Below are 7,419 nucleotides of genomic sequence, written 5' to 3'. Positions count from 1 at the left end.
CTGCCAGCCTCGGTGTCGGGGTCCGGGTCTCTCGGACGACGCGGTCGAGGAGCTCGATCGTCTCGAGCACCCGGCCGGCGCGGATGCCCGCGGCGATCTGGGACACCGGCACGTGCGAGGTGACGCGGGCGGTGACGAGGGAGGAGATGAAGTTGAGTTCGGAGGTGAAGCCGGTGAACCCGATGCGCTTCGCGAACCACCGCAGCTCGTCCTCCTCCGTCATCCCCGCCCGGCCCATCGCGCCCTTGTTGAGCGGGAGGAAGAGCACCCCGTCGGCGCGTCCGGCCGACCAGAGGTCGAGCGCGGTGCCGAGGTCGGCCAGGGCCCGCTCACCGGCTGCCGTGCTCACCACTCCGGGTGCGATCTCCTCACCGTCGTAGGCGGTGCCGAGGAACTCGATGGCATCGCGGTCGGGGATGCTCACCCCGGCGGTGTCGGCGAAGGCCTGCAGTTCGTCGGGGGTGGCTGTGACGAGGACATCGGCGCGTGAGCGGTTGTCCGGGTCGGCGAGGAGCCGGGCGAGAAGCTCGGGGCCGACCCCGGAGAGATCGCCGGGCACGAGGACGAGGCGGGGGCGGGTCGTGGTCTCGGTCACGGCGGCGCTCACTTCCCGATCGCCTGACGCAGCTCCTTGTCGTTCTCCGCCAGATACGCGGAGAAGTCGTCCCCGTAGGCGACGTTGGGCTGCATCATGTTGTCCTCGATGTACTTCTTGTAGGCATCGGACTCGGCGAACTTCTTCGACTGATCGATCCAGTACTGCTTCGCCTCATCCGGGATGTTCCCGGGGGCGATGACGCCGCGGAACTGGGCGAAGGCGACATCGATGCCCTGTTCCTTCGCCGTCGGGATGTCCTTGAGCGCGTCGTACTCGTAGCGTTCGTCCGAGGCGGCGCACAGCGGCTTGAGGTCACCGGACTCGAGCTGACCGGCGACCTCGCCGGGGTTGACGGAGATCGCCTCGACCTGACCGCCGAGGACTGCGGTGATCACCTCGGCGCCGGATTCGAAGGGCACGCGGTCGAACGTCGCCCCGGTGGCCTTCTCCATGAGCGTGAAGGTGATGTTGTCGAGGCCGGTGGCGCCGGAGATCGCGACGACCGTGCGCTCGTTCTGCGCTTTGTCCGTGAGATCCGAGCACGTGTTGAGCGGGGAGTCGGCCTTCGTGACGATGAGCGTGTAGTCGTCGCCGAGCTTCATGATCGGCGTGAAGCTCTCGTACGTGAACTCGACGTCCTGGGTCGCCGGCAGGGCGAGCATCGCCGTCTCCGTGGCGAGCAGGTAGCTCGGGTCCCCACTGCGTCCGAGGAACTCCGAGTACCCGACCGCGCCGGAGCCGCCGTCGATGTTCTGCACGGTGATCGACTTGCCCGTCGCCTCCTCGAGACCCGAGGCGGTGGCGCGGCCGGCGATGTCGCTGCCGCCGCCGGCGGCGAAGGGCACGATCATCGTGACGTTGCCGGGGGGCTCGTATCCGCCGTCGGATGAGCCCGACGATCCCTGACCGCATGCGCTGAGGGCCAGCGACAGGGCGCCGGCCACGGCGACAGTGGTGAGCAGCTTCTTCGAATGCATGTCCATCTCCTTTGACAGAACTTCCAGGTCGGTGGTGCCGGTGGAGCCGGAGCGATCAGGCGATCACTCGGAAGTGCGCAATGAGGCACGCACCTCCTCGAGCCAGCGGTCGGATTCCGGAGTCGCCCCGTCGAGGCGGTCGACGACGTCGATGAGGAATGAGAGGTTTCCGTGGTTGTCGAGTTCGGTCTCGATCTCGTCGATGTCGCCGCGCAGGATGACCTCGAGCATGTGGGCGTGCCGGGCGACGTTGCCGTCGAGGTCCTCGATCTCCCGCCGCGCCTGGTTGTTCAGGGCCATGCACATCTGCAGCTGCATCGCCATCGCCCGGTACGTCGATTCGATGCGGGCGTGGCCGGCGAGGCCGACGACGGCGTAGTGGAACTCGAAGCCCGCCGCGACCATGTCGCCCTCGGATCCCGAATCCGCGATGTCCTGCATCGTCGCCAGCGCCGCCCGGCACCGGTCGACGCGTTCGGGAACGAGGGTCGGCAGGGCGAGGCGCAGCGCCATCGACTCGAGTTCGCGGCGCAGGGTGGCGATCTCGAACACGTCGTGCTGGGTGATCGCCATGATCCGCACGCCCTTGCGGGGAGTGTGCTCGACGAGTCCGGTGTGGGCGAGTTCCTTGAGCGCCTCGCGCAGCGGCGGACGGGAGATGCCGAGCTCTTCGCACAGGCGCTCCTCGACGAGACGCTCACCGGGAAGGTAGTTGCCTTCGAGGATGGTGCGTTCGAGGGCCTGCCGCGCCAGCACCGACAGGCTGGGCTGGGAGGAAACGAGAGTCGACACTTTTGAATAGATCCTCTTTTGTATACAGTAGTGCAAAGACTGTAACGCGGATCACAGCAGTAATCAATGGGTGTTTCGCCGGAGTGTCGCATCGTGTGCGATGGACCGGACGAAGATTCCTACAGGATCGACGGCGATCAGAGGAGATCTCATGGACGAGAATGCGACAGGCGGGGGAGCGCTGGCCGGGGTGACGGTCCTCGAGCTCGGCGTCTTCATGGCCGGGCCGTTCGCGACGATGCAGCTGGCCGACCTCGGGGCCCGGGTCATCAAGATCGAGAACCCCGACGGCGGTGACCAGACCCGCAGCACGGGCCCCTACGTCGGCGGTGAGAGCGTGCCGAACATGCTCCTCAACCGCAACAAGGAGTCGATCACCCTCGACCTCAAGGATCCGGTGGGCCGGGAGGCGTTCATGCGCCTGGTCGACCGCGCCGATGTCGTCGTCGAGAACATGCGCCCGGGCGTCATGGCCCGGCTCGGCACCTCGTACGAGGAGGTGGCCGCGCGCAACCCGCGCATCATCTACGCCTCGGCCTCGGGCTGGGGCCAGGATGGGCCCTTGGCGCCGCTTGCCGGGCTCGACATCATGGCGCAGGCGCGCAGCGGGCTGATGAGCATCACCGGGTTCCCCGACTCCCCGCCGGCCAAGGTCGGGGTGCCGATCTGCGACCTCACCGCGGCGATGTACGTGGCCCTGGCGGTCACCTCGGCGCTCTATGAGCGCGACCGATCGGGTCAGGGCCAGCACATCGACGTGTCCCTGTTCGAAAGCGGTGTCTCCTACGCCGTGTGGGAGGCCGCCGCGTACTTCACCGACGGGACGATCGGCCGACCCAACGGCTCGGCGCACCAGAACCAAGCGCCCTACCAGGCAGTGCATTCCTCCGACGGGTTCGTCACCGTCGGGGCGAACACGCCGCGGAACTGGGAGCGGTTCTGCGCCGCCCTCGGTCTCGAGGAGCTGCTCAGCGACGAGCGGTTCGGCCGGTCGTATGACCGGTTGGCCCACCGGGAAGCCCTCATCGCCCTCGTCGAGGAGAAGACGCAGACGATGACGACCGATGAGATCGTCGACGTCCTCAACGCGGCCGGAGTCCCGTGCGCGCCGATCAGCGACTACGGCGAGGTCTTCACCGACGACCATCTCACGGCCCGCGACTTCTACTGGGACTCCGACCACCCGGTGGCCGGGACCGTGCGCCAGATCGGCTCGCCGATGCGGCTCTCGCGCACGCCCGCCCGTCGCGGGCCGGCGGGACCGTCCCTCGGGGCCGACAACGCCGTCCTCGACGACCTCGGGTTCACGCCCGAGGAGTTGGCGAAGCTCAGGGGACAATGAGCACCAGGGGGCTGCGGTCAGCCGCAGCCGGAGAGGGGCCGTCGACGATGGCGGCCGCGATGACGAGCGAAGGAGCCCGACCATGACCGAGAACCCGCCCGAGGCCACGAGCGCTGTCAGCTCGGGCGACCTCCTCGTCGACCTCGCCGACGGCGTCCTGACGATCACGTTCAACCGTCCCGCAGCCCGGAATGCGATGACGTGGGACATGTACATGGGTCTGGCCGAGGCCTGCGAGGAGGCGGACTCGGACGCCTCCGTGCGCGTCATGGTGCTGCGCGGGGCCGGTGACCGCGCCTTCGTCGCCGGCACCGACATCGCCCAGTTCACGGAGTTCGACGGCCCGGCCGGAGTCGCCTACGAGCAGCGGATCTCCGCGGTGCTCACCCGGCTGCGCGCCGTCGATGTGCCCGTCATCGCCGCGATCGACGGGTACTGCGTGGGCGGGGGGCTCGGCATCGCCGCGTGCGCGGATCTGCGGGTGGCCTCCCCCCGCGCGCGGTTCGGCGTGCCGATCGCCCGGACCCTCGGCAACTGCCTGTCCGGGGACACCCTGAGTCTGCTCATCGACCTGCTCGGTCGCGGCCGGGTCGTCGACATGCTGCTGCGCGCCCGCTTCATCGAGGCCGACGAAGCGCTCACCGCCGGATTCGTCGGTCTCATCACCGATGACGTCGACCAGGCGGCCGCCGAGTGGGCGGAGACGCTCAAAGGCCACGCACCCCTGACGATGTGGTCGGTCAAGGAGGTCGTCCGGCGCCTCGCGGCCTCCGGCGGGTCGATCGACGACGCCGACGTCGTCGAGCGGATCTACGGATCCGAGGACTTCCACAACGCCGTCGGCGCCTTCATCGCCAAGACCCCGTACGAGTGGACGGGACGCTGAGACTCACCGAGGCGAGGCGCTGAGCCGCACCGAGGCGAGGCCCTGACCCGCGCCCCGGTCGCTCCGCTCATCACCGGTCATAGGTGCGGATGACCTGGGAGTCATCACGGCGGGCGAGACCGGCGTCGGCCGCCTCGGCGAACTTCCTCCCCGCCACCGGCAGGAGGGCGAGGTCGATGTCGAATCCGGCCGCCACCTCGGCGACCAGCGTCGTGTCCTTGACGAAGATGCTCACGGCACTGGCCACCGGAGCGTCGAGGCCCTCGAGCATGCGCGGTCCGCGGTCACCGAGCATCCACGACTGCCCGGCGCCGGCGGTCATCGCCGCGAGCACCGACTCCTCGTCGAGACCGAGCCGATCCGCCAGGGACAGGGCCTCGGCGGCGGCGACGATGTGGACGGCGCACAGCAGCTGATTGACGATTTTGAACGCCTGCCCGTCGCCGATCCGCTCACCGCAGTCGATGATCGTGCCGAGCGCCTCGAGCACGGGCCGCCGGGAGTCGAGGACTGCGGGCGGACCGGAGGCGAGCAGGCGCAGGGTGCCCGACCGCACTCCGGCGATGCCCCCGGTGACGGGCACGTCGAGGACGGAGATGTCCTGGTGCGCGGCCCGATCCGCGGCGGTCCGGACCGCCGCGGGGCCGACCGTGCTCATGATGATGAGGACGGAGCCGTCGGCCATGAGGTCGAGCAGTCCCGGGGTGTCGGCGCTCGGGTCGCCGGTGAGCGCGGCCTCGAGCTGCGCGCCGTCGGCGACCATGACGATGACGGTGTCGGCCCTCGCCGCCGACTGCGGCTGCGCTTCGGCCGGCAGCCCGCCTGCCGCGGCACGGCTGCGGGGGTCGGGAAACGGGTCGACGCCCGTCACGCTGAGACCGGCGTCGTGCAGACGCAGCGCCATGGGCAGGCCGATGGCGCCGAGGCCGAGGAACGTCACGTGCTCAGACATTGATCCTCCAGTGGATCGGGGGGTCTAGTGGAAGTAGAGGCCGCCGTTGATGCTCAGCGTCTGGCCGGTGATGTGGCCGGCCCCTTCGCTGATGAGGAAGGCGACGGTCGCGGAGACGTCCTCGGGCACGGAGATGCGGCCGAGCGGCGTGGCCGCTCCCATCGCGTCGCGGCGCGCGTCGTCGAGGGGGCCGCCCATGATGTCGGTGTCGACGGGTCCCGGGGCGATGGTGTTCGCGGTGACCCCGTGCGGACCGAGTTCGAGGGCGACCCCGCGCATCAGCCCGATGATCCCCGCCTTCGCCGCCGCGTACGCGGTCTTCGAGAACGTGCCGCCGCCCTTCTGCGCCGTCACCGAGGAGAGACCGACGATGCGTCCGAGCCCGTGGGCGGCCATGATCCGGCCGAAGGCCTGGGTGACGAGGTGGGTGGCGGTGAGGTTGTTCGCGATGACCCGGGTCCACTCGTCGTCGGTGATCTCGAAGTAGGTCACCGAGGAGGAGACGCCGGCGAAGTTCGCGAGCGCGACGATCTGGGGCAGGGAGGACTCGAAGGCGGCGGCCGCCTCGGCGATGGCCGTCGAATCGGTGACGTCGACCCCGGCGCCGCGTGCCGCGATCCCGTGTGCCGCGGTGAGCTCGGCGGCGAGTGCCGTGGCCTCGTCTTCCCGCCGGGCGATGAGGCCGAGGTTCCAGCCGGCCTCGGCGAGCCGGTGGGCGGTGTGCCGCCCGATGCCGTTGGCGCTGCCGACCCCGGTGAGCACGGCGGTCCGCTGGGCGGGGAACGCCGGTCCGGGCTGGGCGGATCCGGTCATGGGGTGACACCTTTCGTCGGGCGGCGTGCGGTGGCGAGCAGTCCGGTGAGATACGTCCGGTTCTCCGCGCAGACGCCGAGGCTGTCGCCGCCGTACTGCTCCATGAGGAACGGTCCGTCGAATCCGAGGTCGAGGGCGCGGGCGACCATCGCGCGGTAGTCGATGATGCCGTCGCGCAGGGTGGTCGGGTGGGCGGTGAACCACGAGCCGTCGGCGGCTTCGTCGCGCTGGTAGTTCTTCATGTGCCAGTAGTTCGCGTACGGCAGCGTCGCCTCGTGCATCTCCCGCCAGTCCTCGATGGGTCGGTGGAGGCGGATGAGGTTGCCGATGTCGGGGTTGAGGCCGACGGTGTCGAGCCCGATCTCCTCGATGAGCCGGACGGCGGAGGCGGCGGTGCCGAGGTACGTGTCCTCGTACATCTCCAGCGACATCGGCAGACCCACCTCGGCGGCATGACGGCCGAGCTCACGCAGCCGGGTCACGGCGAGCGCGCGGACCTCGGGATCATCGGGGTCGGTCCAGCCCGGTGCCGTCCAGAACCACAGCGCCTGCTTCTGCGCGGGGGTGAAGGGCTGGTGGAGTCCGGTGGAGAAGACCCGGCAGCCGAGTTCCGCGGCGGCGTCGATCGTCCGATGGGCGTAGGCGAGGTTGTCCTCGCCGTGGGCGGGGTCGATGACGGACCGGCGCTGGACATGGACGGCGGCGAAGTCGATGCCCGCCGAGGCGGCTGCCGCGGCCAGCTCGGTCCGTCGCTGCGGGGTGAGGTCGGCGGGTCGGATGTGGCTGTCGGCGATCTCGAGGGCGGTGAATCCGAGACCCGCGACGGTGTCGGTGACGTGCTGCCAGGCCGTGGGGTCGGCATCGTGAAGGGCGAGGCCGTCGCGGTCGACGGGGGCGAAGCCGTGCATGCAGCAGGCGATCATACTCATGTGTCCTCACTCTTCTTCGGTGGCGATCGTCTGGCCCTCCCCGATGTACGCGTTCGCGGATTCGACCTGGTCGGACAGCGGCAGCGCCGGGCCCTCCGTCGAGGCGGTGAGTTCGTCGGAGTAGACGACG

The 7,419-nt window shown here is 69.7% G+C and carries 8 protein-coding genes; 2 read left to right on the top strand and 6 right to left on the bottom strand.

Annotation, left to right across the window (positions count from 1 at the left end; genetic code table 11):
• The 3 genes from FFS20_RS17395 to FFS20_RS18505 form a co-directional block, all read right to left on the bottom strand.
• Nucleotides 1-595 (bottom strand): 4-hydroxythreonine-4-phosphate dehydrogenase PdxA (locus FFS20_RS17395; protein ID WP_171007132.1); only part of this gene is annotated, 595 nt, incomplete at its 3' end.
• Between the two features lie 8 nt (nucleotides 596-603).
• Complete coding sequence (locus tag FFS20_RS17390; RefSeq protein WP_137827038.1) at nucleotides 604-1,575, bottom strand: tripartite tricarboxylate transporter substrate binding protein; 972 nt, start codon at nucleotides 1,573-1,575, stop codon at nucleotides 604-606.
• A 63-nt stretch (nucleotides 1,576-1,638) separates the two neighbouring features.
• Entirely contained in the window at nucleotides 1,639-2,367 is a 729-nt protein-coding gene (locus FFS20_RS18505) for a GntR family transcriptional regulator (RefSeq protein ID WP_137827037.1), read from the bottom strand.
• Between the two features lie 151 nt (nucleotides 2,368-2,518).
• Here FFS20_RS18505 and FFS20_RS17380 point away from each other — a divergent pair, with 151 nt between their 5' ends.
• Complete coding sequence (locus FFS20_RS17380) at nucleotides 2,519-3,709, top strand: CoA transferase (protein ID WP_137827036.1); 1,191 nt, start codon at nucleotides 2,519-2,521, stop codon at nucleotides 3,707-3,709.
• Nucleotides 3,710-3,791: 82 nt separating this feature from the next.
• The gene (locus FFS20_RS17375; RefSeq protein ID WP_137827035.1) at nucleotides 3,792-4,595 is read left to right on the top strand and encodes an enoyl-CoA hydratase; all 804 of its coding nucleotides are present in this window, start codon (nucleotides 3,792-3,794) and stop codon (nucleotides 4,593-4,595) included.
• A 70-nt stretch (nucleotides 4,596-4,665) separates the two neighbouring features.
• Here the strand turns inward: FFS20_RS17375 and FFS20_RS17370 are convergent, their stop codons facing one another.
• From FFS20_RS17370 to FFS20_RS17360, 3 genes are read right to left on the bottom strand one after another with little or no spacing between them, the layout of a single operon-like run.
• Entirely contained in the window at nucleotides 4,666-5,547 is an 882-nt protein-coding gene (locus FFS20_RS17370; RefSeq protein WP_137827034.1) for an NAD(P)-dependent oxidoreductase, read from the bottom strand.
• A 24-nt stretch (nucleotides 5,548-5,571) separates the two neighbouring features.
• Nucleotides 5,572-6,360, bottom strand: coding sequence for an SDR family oxidoreductase (locus FFS20_RS17365; RefSeq protein ID WP_137827033.1), 789 nt, complete (start codon nucleotides 6,358-6,360; stop codon nucleotides 5,572-5,574).
• Nucleotides 6,357-7,289, bottom strand: coding sequence for a sugar phosphate isomerase/epimerase family protein (locus tag FFS20_RS17360; RefSeq protein WP_137827032.1), 933 nt, complete (start codon nucleotides 7,287-7,289; stop codon nucleotides 6,357-6,359). The genes FFS20_RS17365 and FFS20_RS17360 overlap by 4 nt, the downstream gene beginning before the upstream one ends.
• Between the last annotated feature and the right edge of the window lie 130 nt (nucleotides 7,290-7,419).

The sequence above is a fragment of the Brevibacterium sp. 2SA genome (genome assembly GCF_005502845.1).
In the GTDB taxonomy this organism is placed as follows: domain Bacteria; phylum Actinomycetota; class Actinomycetes; order Actinomycetales; family Brevibacteriaceae; genus Brevibacterium.
This window is presented reverse-complemented; position numbering and strand designations above follow the sequence as displayed.